The organism is Streptomyces sp. NPDC002044, assembly GCF_040296725.1.
Lineage (GTDB): Bacteria > Actinomycetota > Actinomycetes > Streptomycetales > Streptomycetaceae > Streptomyces > Streptomyces antarcticus.
This window is the reverse complement of the sequence record NZ_JBEOXU010000323.1, coordinates 1-1,535: the sequence shown is the minus strand read 5'-3', so window position 1 is coordinate 1,535 and position 1,535 is coordinate 1. Positions and strand designations below refer to the sequence as shown.

Below are 1,535 nucleotides of genomic sequence, written 5' to 3'. Positions count from 1 at the left end.
CGGGACCCCAGCTCGGTGGGGGACGCGCCGGGGGTGGGGCCGGCGGGGGACGAGGGGGCCGTCGGAGGCGGGGCCGCAGACCAGCGGGGTGCCGGCGGAGGTGACGGCCGTGGAACCGGCCGGCGCGCAGAACGAACCCGCACGCTTCACCGGCGCACCGCCGCCGTCGTTGTCACCGGAGCTGCCGGAGCTGCCGGAGCTGCTCGATCCGCCGGAGCCGCTCGATCCGCCCGAGGTGCCCGATCCGCCGGAGGTGCCCGATCCGCCGGTGGACGAGGAGGATCCGCCGCTGCCGGAGGAGCCGTCCTGCGGGGGAGCCGGTGCGCGCGTGGGCTCGGGGGCCGGCCGGGGGCGCAGCTCCGTGCCTTCCCGGGCCGGGCACGCGGTCCCGCCGGCCACGAGGTGGACGGCCGGGGCGGCGAGCCCGGCCGATACCGGGGATCCGGTCGGCAGACCCTGGAAGCAGACCGTCCAGTCGGCGTGGTTCGCGGGGAGCGCGACGTCGCGGTAGGCGCTGTGGGCGGTCAGTCCGGTCCCGCCCAGGTCCCGTACGGCCTTCTCGGCCTCGGCGAACGCCTTCCCCACCAAGGCCGGCATCCGCGGCTCGGCGGGCGCGGACGGGGAGGGGGACGCAGAGGACGGCGGGGCCGGGCTGGAGGAGGGGGAAGCCTCCGGCGCGGGCGTGACCGTCCGGGCGGCAACCGGCACGGACTTGGCGTCGTCCGTCTTCTCCGGCGGGTCCGAGACGAGGAACAGCAGGAACCAGAGACCGCCGAGCACGGTCGCCACGATCTTCTTCGCCTGGCTCCAGCGGCTCGTCCACGCCAGCACGATGCCGGCCGGCGGCAGGACGACCAGGGCCGCGATGATCAGCGCGGGATGCTGCCACCAGCGCCGGGAGGGCGGCGCCGGGGTGAAGCCGTAAGAGTGTGTGTGCGGCGGTGGGTACACGGCGCTCCAGTGCGGACGGGATGGTGGCGGACGCACTCGAACCCGAGGTGGCAAAACGTGCCGGTGGGGGTGTGCGTAGGGAGACCGTAGTGGCAGCGGCCGGGGGTCGTCGGGAGAACCGGGGAATCCGCGGCGGGCTGCGGCTAGAGTCCCTCGCACGACGACCGTGAGAAGGGGGTACCCGTGGCCAAGGTCAACATCAGCCTCGACGCCGAACTCGTGGTGGAGGTGATGGTCCTCGCCGGGGTCGGCTCTCCGCAGGACGCGGTGGAAGCGGTCGTACGGGACTACATCGCGCGCGGGCACCGCACCGAGGCGCGGGTCCAGCGGCAGGACGAGCCCCGGCGGATCGCCGACACCGTGGAGCCGCCGCCGCAGGGCTGAACCTCGGTGCCCCGGTGGCGCGTCTGAACCGGCCCCGCGGGCGTGCGGCGCACAGTGGGCGCCGGGAGCGGTCCGGCGCGGGCCGCTCCCGCCGCCCGACGCCGCAGGGAGCGCCCATGAGCGAGGCCGTGTCCAGACGTTCCGCGATCCGGCTGCTCGCGGGGGCGGGAGCCGCGTTCGGTGCGGCCGGCTGCGCGCCC

The 1,535-nt window shown here is 76.2% G+C and carries 1 protein-coding gene and 1 pseudogene; one reads left to right on the top strand and one right to left on the bottom strand.

The window, feature by feature from the left end:
• Nucleotides 1–951: pseudogene (locus tag ABT106_RS31945) on the bottom strand (hypothetical protein); the annotation flags it as partial.
• A gap of 183 nt (nt 952–1,134) precedes the next feature.
• Between ABT106_RS31945 and ABT106_RS31940 the strand changes: the two are divergent.
• A complete protein-coding gene (locus ABT106_RS31940) occupies nt 1,135–1,335 on the top strand; it encodes a type II toxin-antitoxin system VapB family antitoxin (protein WP_351284559.1) in 201 nt (66 codons plus the stop codon).
• Nucleotides 1,336–1,535: the final 200 nt, after the last annotated feature.